The organism is Aurantimonas sp. 22II-16-19i (assembly GCF_002088275.1).
Lineage (GTDB): Bacteria > Pseudomonadota > Alphaproteobacteria > Rhizobiales > Rhizobiaceae > Jiella.
Window position 1 is genome coordinate 1 of record NZ_AQQS01000033.1, and the last position, 12,628, is coordinate 12,628.

Sequence of the window (12,628 nt, forward strand, 5' to 3'; positions counted from 1 at the left end):
ATAGCAGCGTAACTTAAACCAAACGGCCTCCGGCAAACCCGGGGCGGTTCACCAGTGCAGAAGTTCCCCGAGGCGGGTCTGCGGCCAATCGGCGATGCAGGCAAGGACGTCGGCGAGCCACGCCTGCGGGTCGATGTCGTTGAGCTTCGCCGTGGCGATCAGCGTCAACATGAAGGCGCAGCGGTCGGCGCCGCGATCGGAGCCGGCGAAGAGCCACGACTTGCGGCCGAGGGCCAGGCCGCGGATCGCCCGCTCCGCCGCGTTGTTGCTGAGGCAGATCCGGCCGTCGGTGGTGAAGCGGGCAAAGCTCTCCCAGCGCGTCAGCATGTAATCCATGGCCTTGGCGACCGGAGCATGGCGCGACAGGCGCGCCCGCTCGGTGCGCATCCAGTCCTCCAGGTCGGCGAGAACGGGCACGCTCCGCTCCTGCCGGGCGGCAAGACGCTCCTCGGCCGAGCGGCCGTTCACCTCACGCTCGATGTCGAACAGGAGTAATCCTGCGGTGCCTGACCAGCCGCATCGTAGCGGACGAATCATACGCACATTTTTCGTCTACCAGCCATACCTTAATCGTACATAATGTACTTGACAGCTATCGTACATAAGGTACGCTCTCTCATATGTCGATCCCGTGGGAGCCTCCTAGTGTCCGAATTTGTTGTCGCCAATCGTAAGCCGATGATCCGATCACCTCTTATGTCGATCTCCTCTCGGCCTAGAGTGGCTGCGGTCTTCGCAGCGATCCAGCCTCCGCAGCACAATGAGCCACGAGGGGGAGGCCTTAATGTCCCCCTCGATCGCATTGGCGGCAGCGTTGGGCGCCGAGGCCAAGACCGTCCGGTGGCGCATCGCCGAGGCCGGTTCGGTCTCGTCACCCTCTGTCTCTTCGCCTTCGGCATGGCCGCCGGCGTCATGATCGGCATGGGCCTCGGCGCCCTTGCCACGACGGTGGGAGGCTGAGGCGATGATCCAGTTCCGCACCCTCACCCCCGCCGAGCGCGCCGCGATGATCGAGGCGCATTGCCAGGCCATTGCCGGCCTGCCGACCCGCCCGCTCGCCGCCGAGAAGATGTTCCCGGATACGGCGGTGAGCGCCCGGGCCATGGCTGCCCGGATGATCGAGATCGCCGCCCTCAGCGGCCATTGCACCGACGCCGACCTGATCGAGGCCGGCTACACGCCCGACGATCTCGCCCGCGACGGCCAGGCCGCCCGCCAGTTGGCCTACGGCCTCAGCGAAAAGCAGCTTTCCTGATCATCGAGGCCCCGGCCTGTCATCCATCGTCGCCCGCCCCTTGCGGCCGGGCGCAATCCTCACGGAGACGCCGCATGAAGCTCCTTCGCGAAATCCCCGCCCTCATCGCCTGGCTCGAAGGCGGCGAGCTGTCCGAAAAGATGCGCGACGAGCTGCGCGACACCGTCAACGCCCTCAACAAGGCTGCCGGGCCGAAGGGCAAGAGGCGAGGAAGAAAGCCCCGCCCGTGAAGACCTTTCTCGTCGCCGCCGTCTTCACGGTCGAGACGCCCGAGGCCGACCAGGCCGCCGCCCAGCGCGTCGCCGACTGGCTGCACGACGCCGCCAGAGCCGCACGCCTCGGCACCGAGGCGCTGCAGGTCTCTTGCTACGACACCCCGGCCCGCCCGGATCATTCCGTTACGGAGCTGGTGCCCGCCTTCCCGAGTTCAGCAGAGGAACGAAGCTGATGGGCGCCAAGCCGCTTTCCGCCACGCAGCGGCAGGTGACGGCGATCCTGAAGGGCGCCGCCGCCGCCGGCGTGCATGTCGAGATCATCGCGGAGAACGGTCGCGTCCGCTTCGTGCCGTCCGACGAGCCGCCGAAGGGCTCTCGCGAGGTTGACAAGAGCGAGCAAGGCTATCTCTGATGCAGGAGATGCCCCGCCCCCGCCCGCCCTTCGTCCAGAAAGAGACCACCCGCCACGGGAAGACGGTATGGTATTTCCGCAAGGGCGACGGCCGCAGGACGCGGCTGAAGGGCGACTTCGGATCGGCCGAATGGTGGGCCTCCTACAACGCCGCCCTGACCGGCGCCCCCGCCGCCGATGCGGCGCCGACGGTGGCGAAGGGCACGCTGCAATGGCTCGTCGATCGCTACCAGCAGAGCGCGCCCTTCATGACCCTCGCCCCGTCGACGCAAGCGATGCGCAGGAACGTGCTGAACGCCGTCTGCAGGACCGGCGGCAAGATGAAGATCGCCGGCATCGACCGGCAGACCATCGCCGCGGGCCGGGATCGCCGCGCCGCGACGCCCTTCGCCGCTATCACCTTTCTGAAGACGATGTCGCAGCTGTTCGACTGGGCGATCGATGCCGGCTACATGACGGAGAATCCGGCCAAGGGCGTGAAACGTCCGAACGCCCGCACCGAGGGATTCACCCCCTGGAGCGACGAGCACATCCTCGCCTTTTGCCGGCACTATCCGACGGGCACGCGCGAGCGCCTGGCGATGGACCTGATGCTGTTCACCGGCCTCGCCCGCGCCGACGCCATCAAGATCGGCCGCCAGCACCTCCGCGACGGCGTCATCGAGTATCGACGCACCAAGACATCCGCCCCGGTCTACATCGCCATCCTGCCGCCCCTGCAGGCCTCGATCGACGCCTCGCCGACCGGCGACATGGCGTTCCTGGTCACCAGCCGCGGCCAGCCCTGGGGCAGCGCGGCGAGCTTCGGCAACACCTTCTCGGATTGGTGCCGCGAGGCCGGCCTCCCCGTCCGGGCCCACGGCCTGCGCAAGCGCATCGCCACCATCATGGCCGAAGGCGGCGCCAGCAACCGCCTCCTCGACGCCTTCTTCGGCTGGTCCTCGCCCGCCATGGCGTCCCACTACACCCGCCGCGCCGACGCCCGCACCATGGCCCTGAAGGCCGCGGAAGGACTGAACGTGAACAGCCTTTCCCCGCACCCTGAATTCGGTGCGGGGCTGAGCGCCAAAAACTCAGCAAAATCAAGGCACGAAAAGTAGAATGGTGACCCCGGCAGGATTCGAACCTGCGACCATCGGCTTAGAAGGCCGGTGCTCTATCCACTGAGCTACGGGGCCGGAACTGGCCTCAATGGGTCCAGGGCTGGCGGCGGTCGTATTTGAAGTTGTCGGAATAGGCGACGCGGACGCGCTTGGGCGTCTGTTCCTCTTCCACCCGGTAGAGGATGTCGTTGCGCTCGGCGTAGTCGATCGCCTGCTCCTTCGTCTCGAAGGTCAGGCGGACCTGCGAGCGCATGTCGCGCGAGGAGGTGTAGCCCATCAGCGGCTCGACTGCCTTCGGCGCCTCGGGCTCGAATTCCAGAATCCAGTGATGCGTCTTGGCCTTGCCGGACTGCATGGCGGTACGAGATGGCCGAAAGATGCGTGCAACCATGTGCGCCCTCGCTTCGTCGCTGTCACTCGCGATCGGAACCCGGATGGTCGGAGCGGCAGGATTCGAACCTGCGACCCTCTGGTCCCAAACCAGATGCGCTACCAGGCTGCGCTACGCTCCGCACACGGGTGACCCGTCTCGCCCCAGCGGTCTGCCGGGCTTTGCCGGTCAAGTCAAGCGGCATCGACGGAGCCGGCGCCGATCCGGGGCGACGGGTTCGATGCCGGCCGCCGCCAGACTGGAAGACGGCGCGCGAGACCGACGGCGATCATCCCGCGGGGGACCATCGGGCGGCTCGCCGGATCGCTCTCCGGCAGCCTCCGGCCAGCGTGCGCAGAGGCGGCCGGACGCGGATCATTCAGGAACAACGACCGGGAGGCGCCTCAGCCACGCGCAAGCCGCGCCGGAGCCTGCAAAGGAACCAGGCGGACGCGGTCGCCTCCGTCCGCCTCACTGCGCCGGGATGATCTCGCTCTCGAGCCGGTCGCCGATCGCCACGTCGTAGCGGGCCGCCGCCCCGCCGTTCAACTCGAGGACGTAGCGGACGGGCTGGCCGGAGGGGATGACGTCGAGCGACAGGGGCTGGGCGTTGGTCTTGATCGTCACCACCTTGCCGGCGTCGTCGATGAACAGCATATCGAGCGGAATCAGCGTGTTCTTCATCCACATGGCGACGATGCGGGTCTCGTCGAAGCGAAACAGCATGCCCTGGTCCGCCGGCATCTCCGGCCGGTTCATCAGGCCGACCTCGCGATCCTTCGGCGTCAGCGCCAGCTCGACCATGACGGGATGCTCGCCGCTCTTCGTATGCAAGACGGCCCGCGACAAATCGCCGGCAGCCATGGCGAAATAGCCGGCGGCCAGAACCGCCGCGACGGCGACCCCGAGGCCGGCGAGAAGCTTCCTGGTATTCATGCGACCTCGTCACGCGCCGTGCGCGCTCCCCGGTTGGCGATGGTCCCCGGCAGCGTCGCCGACCGGGGAAGATGACCGGAAGATGCAACGTTTTGCCGCCGCGCACCAGCCGCCGGCGCGCCCGAACCCCGTTTCGACGGGCTCCGGCCTGGAGCATTCCTTCTGCCTCCTCTCGGACGCATGGGGCTCCGGCAGCGCCTCGCAGACCGCACCCGGCCGCGCATGCCGCCCCCTCGGCCGTGCGTCAGTGGACCGCCGGGCCGACACCGTCGGGCGTCTGGATCTCCGCCGCCATCAGCCCCTTGTCCCCGGCCCCGAAGCGCACGAGAACCTCCTGGCCAGGCCGGAGCTCGGAGAGGCCGTGACGGCGCAGGGTCTCCATGTGGACGAAGATGTCGGGCGTGCCGTCGCCGCAGGTGAGGAAGCCGTAGCCCCGCGTCCGGTTGAACCATTTGACCACCGCGCGCACGAGGTCGCTGCTCGGGACGACGCTGACATGGGTTCGCGACGGCGGGAGCTGGGCGGGATGGACGGCGGTCGACTGGTCCATGGACAGGATCCGAAAGGCCTGCAGGCCCCGCTCGCCCCGCTGCACCTCGCAGACGAGCCTCGCGCCCTCCGGTGCGGAAGAATAGCCGTCCCGCCGCAAGCAGGTCACGTGGAGGAGAATGTCCGGCCCTTGATCGTCCGGAACGATGAAGCCGAACCCTTTGGAGGCATCGAACCACTTGATGTGCCCGGACACGACGCTGAGATCGACCTCGCCGCTCGTTGCCTGGTCACTGACGGTACGGATCCGTGTCGATAGTCTATCCGGCATTCGGGGGTTCCGCCTTTTACGCCAACCGAATCACGAGACTGAAACTTAGCATTAACTGTCCCATGCCCCGCAAGAGGCAGTAGAGGAAATTGCCATGTTTCGACACAAAATCACCAAATCGCCGGACATGGCCGAAAATTCCGGCACCCGTGCAAGTAAATGCGAAGCCAAGGTGACGGGAGGGCATGACTTGGCGGATGCGGTTGCCATTCCGATACCGTGCCGGAACCAGCCCAACGCGAACGCGCCCGGCCATCCGCTTGCCCGCAGCACGGCAGAGCGGCCGATGCCGGTGCCACAGCTATCTCGAAGGCGCCCTGCCCGCGCCTCGGCATGATGAAACCCCGACCGCCGCCGCCGCACCGAAGGCCTGGCCCGAGGGCTTGGCGACAAGCCCGCCGGCCCTAGACTTCCGGCCGTCCGATCGGCGCTCCCGCGGCGCCGGACGGAAGACGGATTGCGCCCGGCCCGGATGGTCCCGTCCCTTGGGCCGGTCTGGGGAGAACCGGCCGGGTGCCGACAGGCAACCGACAGACCCGACCTCTGAGGATCGGCCCCCACGATGGTCGGCCAAGAGAAGACGGGGCGATGGGCCGGACGATCCGGCCGGCGATGGGACGGCGATACAACGGCGAGGGCAAATGCCCGGCGGGAAAGATCTGCTGGCGCTGCTCGAGGAAATCGATCAAACGGCAGTCGCGGCGGCTCAGATCGTGCCCGCCGTGGACACGTCACTTCAGGAGACGATGATGCGCTACCTCCACACCATGGTCCGGATCACCGACATCGACCAGTCGCTGGACTTCTACTGCACCAAGTTCGGCCTCGTCGAAACGCGGCGCATCGACAGCGAGAACGGCCGCTACACGCTGATCTTCCTCGCCGCGCCCGCCGACATGCCGGAAGCCGCCGAGACCAAGGCGCCGCTCCTCGAGCTCACCTACAACTGGGACCCGGAGGAATATTCCGGCGGCCGCAATTTCGGCCACCTCGCCTTCGAGGTCGACGACATCTACGAGACCTGCCAGCGGCTGATGGATGCCGGCGTGACGATCAACCGCCCGCCGCGCGACGGCCGCATGGCGTTCGTCAAGTCGCCGGACGACATCTCCTTCGAACTTCTGCAGAAAGGCGATGCGAAGGAGCCGGCGGAACCTTGGAGCTCGATGCAGAACACCGGCTCCTGGTGAATCGACTCGCCCCGGCTGCCGAAAGGTTGTAAACGTCCTTTCGCCACATTGTGGACATACAAACTAATGACGCGTCGTTCAGCTTGATGACGACAGGGGTTTCCCTTGCGGCTCTCGATGGGGATCGAGGCGGCGACGCGACAGGTTGCAAACGGGGAACCGGGATCGGGCGCAAGGCCCGCCCGGGCAAACGAACGGCGCGTTCGACGCCGGGAAACGACGGGCAGCGAGCCCGTCGCGGAGAGGGGAAAACCTTGACGACCCAATCCTTGACGACCCAATCATCGGTCGCCACGGGCCACGCGCTCGTCAGGGCCGTTTTTGCGAGCGCGATGCTCGTGGCTGCACCGCTGCTCAGCTCCTGCGTCTCGGCGGTCGACGATACGTCCGCCTTCGGTTTCGCCAGCGCCACGCCGAAGCCGGAAGCCGCCGGGGAAGGCGCCGCCAGCGGCACTGACTCCGGCTCGGGCTCGGGCTCGGGCGACACGCAGACGGCGATCGCTGCCGCGGCGGCGGACACCCCCGCCGCAGCCGATGCCGAGGCACAGGTGGCGGCCGCGGCAGAGAGCCCGGCGGCTGCGGCGACCGCCGCTGCCGGCGAGAGCGGCGGCGCAGAGACGGCGCCGACGCTGCGCGAGCAGATGACCACGGCCCGCCCGGTCGCCGCCTATGCGGGCGGCACTGTCACCGAAGGGAACGCCGGCGACGGCGCCCGCAGCGGATCCGGCGGCGAGGAGAAGTCGCTCTTCGCCTCGCTGTTCGCGAAGGAAAAGGCGAAGACGCCGATCGGCAACGTCGACAAGACCAAGAGCCGCCGCATCGTCCTGAGGCGGGACGCGCCGGCCGAGACCTCCGGCGGCCTCGCCGATCTTCCCGGCGTCGATCCGTCCTCGCTGTTCGAGATCGGCCAGCGGGCTTCGGCCGACGAGGCCGATGCGATCGACGACGTGATGTCGTCCTACCGCGTCGCCTCCCTCGGCGGCTTCGCCCGGATGGCTCCGAACGGGCTCAGCGTCGCGCGGGACGACGTGCAGACCTCGTGCTTCCCCGGCGCCCTGGTGTCCCAGATCCGCGCCATCGAGCGGCGGTTCGGCGCCAAGGCCGTGATCACCTCCGGCTATCGCAGTCCGAGCCACAACGCCCGCGTCAAGGGCGCGAAGCGGTCGCAGCACATGGGCTGCAAGGCCGCCGACCTCGTGGTGCCGGGCGCCGATTCGCTGAAGGTCGCCGCCTTCGTGCGGGCCCTGCCCGGCCGCGGCGGCGTCGGCACCTACTGTCACACCGACGCGATCCACATCGACCTCGGGCCGAAGCGCGACTGGAACTGGCGCTGCCGGCGCCGTTGAGACAGGCCCTGCATCTGCCTGTTCGCACATGGTCTTCGCCGGTCCAGGCCGGCCCACGCCGTCGCCGTTCCCCGGCGGCCGCACCTCGATCCGATCGCCTTTCCGGCATTCACGGAAAAATCGCGACGGCGCCTTGCGATCCAAAAGAATCATCCGTATACAGCGCCTCGCTGCGCCCATCGTCTATCGGTTAGGACGCCACCCTTTCACGGTGGAGAGAGGGGTTCGATTCCCCTTGGGCGTACCATTTCCTTCAAATGGCATGCCGGCCCTCTTGTAGATCGACCACCTACCGCCATGCTGCTCGTCTTGCTGATCAGGCCGCTGCATAACATGCAGGTGCAACATGGCGGTGGCGATCTCGGTTGATCCGACAGAACGCAATGGCGTCTGGCAGTCCGTCCGGCGCGCGTGCCTGCAGATCTGCCCGGCAGCTACCCGTTCGCACGGGTTGGGAAGTCCCGTCGCACATCGCTCGAGCGATAGGCTCGCGAGGCGGCGCTCTTCGCCTGTCGGGAGTTCCGTCGGTTGCCATGGCGTCGTGCCACCACCCATTGACCATGCGGTTGGATCGGACGATGCTTCGATGGAGACGTCGCGGGACTGTTGGTGATGGATAGATGCGGCTGGTGAATAGCAGCCCCGCCAGGCATGTCCCCTCGATTGCCAGGCGGAGGGTGCTTGAGGGACTTGCCACGGCAGCGCTGGCATCGGCGTTGCCCCGCCCGACGATCGCGGCGACGCGCCCGGGACTGGCTTTCGGTCTGACACCGGTCTTTCGCAATTCCGACCTCGATCTCCTCGACCGGCTTCGCGCCTATCTCGAGGCGGCGACGGGTCTGCCGGTCGAACTGGTGAGCCGCAGGACCTATCAGGAGATCACCGCGCTGGTCGTGTCCGGCCAGGTCGATGCGGCCTGGATCTGCGGCTATCCCTTCGTCCAGTACCAAGCCGACCTGTCGCTCGTGGCCGTGCCCCTCTGGCGCGGGCAACCGCGCTACCGGTCCTATCTGATCGTCGACAGGAACCGCCCCGGCGACGACTGGCGGATGCTGCGCGGCGACGTCCATGCCCTGTCGGATCCGGATTCCAACTCGGGCTATCTCGTGACGGCCGCGCTTCTGGCCGGCGCCGGCGAGCGCATCGGCAGCTTCTTTCGCAGCAGCTTCTACACCTATGGCCATCGCAACGTGGTGCGCGCGGTGGCCTCGGGCCTTGCCGGATCGGGCAGCGTCGACGGCTATGTCTGGGAGGTGATGCAGGAACTGGAGCCGGAACTCACCGGCCAGACGCGGGTGCTGCGGGCCTCGGAATGGCTCGGCTTTCCGCCGATCGCCAGCGCGAAAGCCGCGGCAGGAAGCCCGGCGACGGTCCTGTTGCGGGACGCGCTCCTCGCCATGGGCTCCGATCCCTCGGGACGACAGGTGCTGTCGATGCTGAGGCTGGACGGCTTCGCGGCTGCGGAAGCGGGCCTCTATGACGGCATTGCCGGCATGGTCGAACAGCTTCGGCGGGCGAGCTGATGGCCCGGTTCGCCGCGTCCTCCTGGCCACTCACCGTGAAGGTCCCGACGCTCGTCGCGTTGCTGATGGTGGCGGTCAGCATCCTCGTCTCGCAGCAGGTGCTCGGACGCCTCCAGGCGACGCAGGAAAAGCATCTGCGCGAGCTGGGAAACGCCTATCTCGACGGCCTCTCCTCGTCGCTGATCCCGGCTCTGCTGCGCCACGACGTCTGGGAGACCTTCGACACGATCGACCGTGCGAAGGGCATGTATCGCGGGCTCGCTCCCGACGGCACCATCGTCCTCGACGCGCAAGCGCGTGTCCTGGCGGCCTCCGATCCGCGCGCCGTACCGACGGGAATAGCCTTGCCGGCGGATGTGGCCGCCCGCTTCCCTGCCGGTGGCGGCTTTCTGGCGAACGAGGACGGTTCGCGAGCCTATCTCAGCCGCGATCTCGTCTATCAGGATCGCACCGTCGGGAGCGTCTATGCGAGCTTCGATACCGCGCATCTGGCGGCGGAGCGCCGCGAGGTGCTGCTGGCGCTGATCGCATCCAATGCCGTCATCACCCTCGTCCTCGCCATACTGGGCTATCTGGTGGTCACGCGCATGGTCCGGCCGATGCGCATTCTCGGCGACCACCTGCAGAGAAGCGCCGTTTCGGACATGTCGCCGGTTGCCCCCGAACTGCTCGCCGCGCGCGGCGAGACGGGACGACTGCTGAGGTCCTACGGCCGGCTCGTCGACGCGGTCCGCGAGCGCGAGGAACTGGCCCGCCGGCTCGCCGAGGAGCAGCGTCTGGCAAGCCTCGGCCGGCTGGCTTCGGGCATGGCGCACGAGATCAACAATCCGCTCGGCGGCCTGTTCAACAGTCTCGACACGCTGAAGCGGCACGGCGACAAGCCGCTGGTCCGCAAGGCGACCATCGCGCTTCTGGAGCGCGGGCTCGGCGGCATCCGCGACGTGGTGAAGACGGCCCTCGTCAGCTACCGGGCCGGCGGGGAATGTCGAGCGCTGCTGCCTGCCGATCTCGACGACCTGCGGCTGTTGATGCGCTCCGAAACGCAGCGCCGCGCGATCACCCTCGGGTGGACGAGCGAATTGGCCGCCAGTGTCCCGGTCGATGCGACGAAGATCCGGCAGGCCCTCCTGAACCTGCTTCTGAACGCCTGCGCGGCATCGCCGAACGGATCCGTCGTTCTGTTCGCCGCCCGTCGGGCAGGCACCGTGCTGGTGGCATCGATCGACGACAGCGGAGACGGCCTGCCGCCGGAGGCTGCGCAGTTCCTGACGTCGCCCGACGAGCCGCGCTCGCCTCGTGAGCCGCAGGCGGGGCTGGGGCTGTGGCTGGTGCGGCGGCTCGTGGCCGAGATGCGCGGCGAGATAGCGATCGAGACCAGCACCCTGGGGGGAACGCGGATCGTGCTCCGCGTCCCCCTGCAGCAGCAGGAGGCCTTGCCCCATGTTGCTTGAACGTCGCCGCATCGCCGTCGTCGAGGACGATCCGATCATGGGCGAGTCGCTTCTCCAACGCCTGACACTGGAGGGCGGCACGGTCAAATGGTGGCGCGACGGCGCCCGTGCCGCCCGGGAAGTGGCCGGTTTCAGGCCGGACATCGTCGTCTGCGACCTGCGCCTGCCGCACATCACCGGCGAGGAGGTCTTTCGCCAGACGAGCGACAAGACGGCGGCGCCGTTCCTGTTCATCACCGGCTATGGCGACGTCGACCAGGCGGTGCGGCTGATGCGGGCGGGGGCCGGCGACTACCTGACGAAGCCCTTCGCGATGGACGTGTTCCTCAGCCGGCTCGACGGCCTGCTCCGCCCCATCGAGACGCCTTCGAGCGGCATTCTGGGACCGTCGCCGGGGATGCAGGCGATCGAAACCCTGCTATTGCGCCTCACCGATCGGCCGGCTCCGGTGCTCCTCACCGGTGAAACGGGTGTCGGCAAGGAGGTCTGCGCCCATTTCCTGCATGCCCAATCCGCCAATGGCGATGCGCCCTTCGTGGCGGTGAACTGCGCGGCCATCCCGGACGATCTTCTGGAAAGCGAGATCTTCGGCCATGAGCGCGGGGCGTTCTCCGGGGCGCTTGCCAGACATCTCGGCTATGCCGAGCGAGCCGGCGCGGGAACGCTCTTCCTGGACGAGATCGGCGAGATGCCGTTGAAGCTGCAGGGCAAGCTGCTGCGGCTCCTGGAAAACCGCGAGATCGACCGGGTCGGCGGGACGGCCCCGGTGCCGTTCCGCGCCCGCGTGGTGACGGCGACCAACCAGTCGCTGCCGAAGGCCGTGGCCGAGGGCCGGTTCCGCGAAGACCTCCTCTACCGCATCAACGTCGTTTCCATCGAGGTGCCGCCCCTGCGCGACCGGCTGGAGGACATTGGCTGGCTGATGCAGCGTTTCTTCGACGCCATGACACGGAATGGCACGTCGCTGCGCGGCATCAGCTCGCTCGCCGAAGAGGCCGCGATCGCGCATTCCTGGCCGGGGAATGTCAGGGAATTGCGCAATCGGATGGAGCGCGCCGTCGCCCTCGCCGATGGCGAGTTGATCGCGACCGTCGATCTGTTTCCGGAGCATCAGGCAGCGGTCGCCGAACCAGCCGCTTTCGTCGCATCGCTGGCAACGGCGAGGGACGCCGCCGAGCGCCGCGAGATCCTGAGGGCCCTCGACGCGACCCGTGGCCAGATCGGCGATGCGGCCAGACTTTTGTCCGTCTCCCGGACGACCCTTTGGGAGAAGATGCGCCGGTTCGGCCTCGGCTCGTGACAATCCGACGACCGGGCCGGTGCCGTTCGGATTTCCGGACGCACGGCACTGCAGCATGTTCGTGATTCCGGACGGATTCCACTTGGCCAACGGGATCATCTGCCAAGTTTAGGTTGCCTCTAAACTGGCACGCGGCATGCAGAGACCTCCCTCGAGATCAGGGAGGATTTCATGCAACGATGTGACAAGAAGGTCGATATCGGCCGCCGCCAGTTCCTGCGGGGCAGTGCCGCCGCTGCGGCGGGTGTCGCCGCGAGCGCAGCAATGCCGGCGCAGGCCCAGACCGCGGCCCCCGCGCAACTCGCCCGGGTGTCGTATCCGTCGAACCGTCTCGGCAATGTCAGCGAGCTGACCGCCGATGGCCCGCTCTATGTCGCCTATCCCGACGACGATGCGCCGGGCGTGCTCTTGAAGCTCGGCAAGGCCGTGCCCGGCGGGGTCGGGCCGGACGGCGACATCGTCGGCTTCACAACGACCTGCCCGCATCAGGGCTTCCCGCTCTCCTACACGTCCGCTTCCCGCACCCTCAACTGCCCCGGCCACTACTCGGTCTTCGATCCCGAACAGGGCGGCATGCAGGTCTGGGGACAGGCGACCCAGAACCTGCCGCAATACGTGCTGCGCGTCGACGACAAGGGCGACATCTACGCCGAGGGCGTCGACGAGCTGCTCTACGGTCGTCTGTCGAACGTTCTCTAGAGGGAGGG

At 67.7% G+C, this 12,628-nt stretch carries 14 protein-coding genes, 3 tRNA genes and 1 pseudogene; 12 read left to right on the forward strand and 6 right to left on the reverse strand.

Translation table 11 applies throughout. From position 1 onward, the window contains the following. Window positions 1–48: 48 nt before the first annotated feature. Window positions 49–489: pseudogene (locus ATO4_RS20975) on the reverse strand (transposase); the annotation flags it as partial. Window positions 490–964: 475 nt separating this feature from the next. Here ATO4_RS20975 and ATO4_RS20980 point away from each other — a divergent pair. The 5 genes from ATO4_RS20980 (at window position 965) to ATO4_RS20995 (ending at window position 2,982) form a co-directional block, all read left to right on the forward strand. Continuing rightward, entirely contained in the window at window positions 965–1,255 is a 291-nt protein-coding gene (locus tag ATO4_RS20980) for a hypothetical protein (RefSeq protein WP_083593732.1), read from the forward strand. 74 nt (window positions 1,256–1,329) lie between these two features. After that, window positions 1,330–1,485: a hypothetical protein gene (locus ATO4_RS27875; RefSeq protein ID WP_176223095.1), complete on the forward strand. Its 156-nt coding sequence runs from the start codon at window positions 1,330–1,332 to the stop codon at window positions 1,483–1,485. Next, entirely contained in the window at window positions 1,482–1,703 is a 222-nt protein-coding gene (locus ATO4_RS20985; RefSeq protein ID WP_083593733.1) for a hypothetical protein, read from the forward strand. The genes ATO4_RS27875 and ATO4_RS20985 overlap by 4 nt, the downstream gene beginning before the upstream one ends. Beyond that, window positions 1,703–1,882 carry a hypothetical protein gene (locus ATO4_RS20990; RefSeq protein ID WP_083593734.1) on the forward strand — a complete coding sequence of 60 codons (180 nt, stop codon included), beginning with the start codon at window positions 1,703–1,705 and terminating at the stop codon, window positions 1,880–1,882. Before ATO4_RS20985 ends, ATO4_RS20990 begins: the two co-directional genes overlap by 1 nt. After that, on the forward strand, window positions 1,882–2,982 hold the full coding sequence (locus ATO4_RS20995) for a tyrosine-type recombinase/integrase (RefSeq protein ID WP_083593735.1): 1,101 nt from the start codon (window positions 1,882–1,884) through the stop codon (window positions 2,980–2,982). Before ATO4_RS20990 ends, ATO4_RS20995 begins: the two co-directional genes overlap by 1 nt. 2 nt (window positions 2,983–2,984) lie before the next feature. Here the strand turns inward: ATO4_RS20995 and ATO4_RS21000 are convergent. The 5 genes from ATO4_RS21000 to ATO4_RS21020 all read right to left on the reverse strand — a co-directional run bounded on the left by ATO4_RS21000 (window position 2,985) and on the right by ATO4_RS21020 (window position 5,111). After that, window positions 2,985–3,060, reverse strand: a tRNA-Arg gene (locus ATO4_RS21000). 10 nt (window positions 3,061–3,070) lie between these two features. Then, complete coding sequence (locus tag ATO4_RS21005) at window positions 3,071–3,376, reverse strand: ETC complex I subunit (protein WP_083593736.1); 306 nt, start codon at window positions 3,374–3,376, stop codon at window positions 3,071–3,073. A gap of 44 nt (window positions 3,377–3,420) precedes the next feature. Further along, window positions 3,421–3,497, reverse strand: a tRNA-Pro gene (locus ATO4_RS21010). Window positions 3,498–3,826: 329 nt separating this feature from the next. Then, window positions 3,827–4,291 (reverse strand): DUF192 domain-containing protein, encoded by a 465-nt coding sequence (locus ATO4_RS21015; RefSeq protein ID WP_083593737.1) that lies wholly within the window; start codon window positions 4,289–4,291, stop codon window positions 3,827–3,829. A 244-nt stretch (window positions 4,292–4,535) separates the two neighbouring features. Next, entirely contained in the window at window positions 4,536–5,111 is a 576-nt protein-coding gene (locus ATO4_RS21020) for a cold-shock protein (protein ID WP_083593738.1), read from the reverse strand. A gap of 749 nt (window positions 5,112–5,860) precedes the next feature. Here ATO4_RS21020 and ATO4_RS21025 point away from each other — a divergent pair. The 7 genes from ATO4_RS21025 to ATO4_RS21055 all read left to right on the forward strand — a co-directional run bounded on the left by ATO4_RS21025 (window position 5,861) and on the right by ATO4_RS21055 (window position 12,620). After that, window positions 5,861–6,301 carry a VOC family protein gene (locus ATO4_RS21025; RefSeq protein WP_083593777.1) on the forward strand — a complete coding sequence of 147 codons (441 nt, stop codon included), beginning with the start codon at window positions 5,861–5,863 and terminating at the stop codon, window positions 6,299–6,301. Between the two features lie 269 nt (window positions 6,302–6,570). Further along, window positions 6,571–7,647, forward strand: coding sequence for a D-Ala-D-Ala carboxypeptidase family metallohydrolase (locus ATO4_RS21030; protein ID WP_245308870.1), 1,077 nt, complete (start codon window positions 6,571–6,573; stop codon window positions 7,645–7,647). A gap of 172 nt (window positions 7,648–7,819) precedes the next feature. Further along, window positions 7,820–7,894: transfer RNA gene (locus ATO4_RS21035), tRNA-Glu, on the forward strand. A 430-nt stretch (window positions 7,895–8,324) separates the two neighbouring features. Continuing rightward, window positions 8,325–9,170, forward strand: a complete 846-nt coding sequence (locus tag ATO4_RS21040) for a PhnD/SsuA/transferrin family substrate-binding protein (protein WP_280940515.1) — start codon at window positions 8,325–8,327, stop codon at window positions 9,168–9,170. After that, on the forward strand, window positions 9,170–10,621 hold the full coding sequence (locus ATO4_RS21045; protein ID WP_083593741.1) for a HAMP domain-containing sensor histidine kinase: 1,452 nt from the start codon (window positions 9,170–9,172) through the stop codon (window positions 10,619–10,621). Before ATO4_RS21040 ends, ATO4_RS21045 begins: the two co-directional genes overlap by 1 nt. Then, entirely contained in the window at window positions 10,611–11,921 is a 1,311-nt protein-coding gene (locus ATO4_RS21050) for a sigma-54 dependent transcriptional regulator (protein WP_083593742.1), read from the forward strand. The genes ATO4_RS21045 and ATO4_RS21050 overlap by 11 nt, the downstream gene beginning before the upstream one ends. Before the next feature lie 171 nt (window positions 11,922–12,092). Beyond that, on the forward strand, window positions 12,093–12,620 hold the full coding sequence (locus tag ATO4_RS21055) for an arsenate reductase (azurin) small subunit (protein ID WP_083593743.1): 528 nt from the start codon (window positions 12,093–12,095) through the stop codon (window positions 12,618–12,620). Window positions 12,621–12,628 lie beyond the last annotated feature (8 nt).

What these genes read in the sequence shown, in the direction of transcription:
- ATO4_RS20980 (WP_083593732.1), top strand. Translation starts at nt 965, where the DNA reads ATGATCCAGTTCCGCACCCTCACCCCCGCCGAGCGCGCCGCGATGATC.
- ATO4_RS27875 (WP_176223095.1), top strand. Translation starts at nt 1,330, where the DNA reads ATGAAGCTCCTTCGCGAAATCCCCGCCCTCATCGCCTGGCTCGAAGGC.
- ATO4_RS20990 (WP_083593734.1), top strand. Translation starts at nt 1,703, where the DNA reads ATGGGCGCCAAGCCGCTTTCCGCCACGCAGCGGCAGGTGACGGCGATC.
- ATO4_RS20995 (WP_083593735.1), top strand. Translation starts at nt 1,882, where the DNA reads ATGCAGGAGATGCCCCGCCCCCGCCCGCCCTTCGTCCAGAAAGAGACC.
- ATO4_RS21005 (WP_083593736.1), bottom strand. Translation starts at nt 3,376, where the DNA reads ATGGTTGCACGCATCTTTCGGCCATCTCGTACCGCCATGCAGTCCGGC.
- ATO4_RS21015 (WP_083593737.1), bottom strand. Translation starts at nt 4,291, where the DNA reads ATGAATACCAGGAAGCTTCTCGCCGGCCTCGGGGTCGCCGTCGCGGCG.
- ATO4_RS21020 (WP_083593738.1), bottom strand. Translation starts at nt 5,111, where the DNA reads ATGCCGGATAGACTATCGACACGGATCCGTACCGTCAGTGACCAGGCA.
- ATO4_RS21025 (WP_083593777.1), top strand. Translation starts at nt 5,861, where the DNA reads ATGCGCTACCTCCACACCATGGTCCGGATCACCGACATCGACCAGTCG.
- ATO4_RS21045 (WP_083593741.1), top strand. Translation starts at nt 9,170, where the DNA reads ATGGCCCGGTTCGCCGCGTCCTCCTGGCCACTCACCGTGAAGGTCCCG.
- ATO4_RS21050 (WP_083593742.1), top strand. Translation starts at nt 10,611, where the DNA reads ATGTTGCTTGAACGTCGCCGCATCGCCGTCGTCGAGGACGATCCGATC.
- ATO4_RS21055 (WP_083593743.1), top strand. Translation starts at nt 12,093, where the DNA reads ATGCAACGATGTGACAAGAAGGTCGATATCGGCCGCCGCCAGTTCCTG.